Raw genomic sequence first — 361 nt, forward strand, 5'->3', positions numbered from 1 at the left:
AGGCGTCGTGCAGTTCTTCAGCGCGCTTTTCTCGGGCGATTGGACCGGCATGCAGGCCGGGCTGCAGACGTTGCTCTCTGGCGCCCAGACCATCGGCTCGGCCGTGCTCGGCATCCTCTCGCATGCCGGTAGCATCATCATCGACTGGCTCGACGCGCAGCTCGGCACCAATATTCGGGGATGGCCGGCCAAGGTGGGCGCGGCCCTGTCCGAGGGCGCGAGCGCCATCGGCGCGGCCCTGCAGAGCGCGTTCGGCGTCGTGGGCGCCTTGCTTGCCACCATCTGGCAGACCAATTTCGACCGCGTGCAGGAGCTGTTCGAGCGGTTCCGCGCCTGGATCGACGGATGGACCGGCGGCGCC

Annotated in this window: 1 protein-coding gene; it reads left to right on the top strand. The window is 68.7% G+C overall.

The genetic code is table 11. The features are described from left to right. The coding region (locus V5F77_RS29230; RefSeq protein WP_429008531.1) for a hypothetical protein at positions 1-361 on the top strand (361 nt) is incomplete at both ends.

Origin of the sequence: Roseixanthobacter psychrophilus (genome assembly GCF_043195195.1) — a bacterium.
In the GTDB taxonomy this organism is placed as follows: Bacteria; Pseudomonadota; Alphaproteobacteria; order Rhizobiales; family Xanthobacteraceae; genus NCEH01.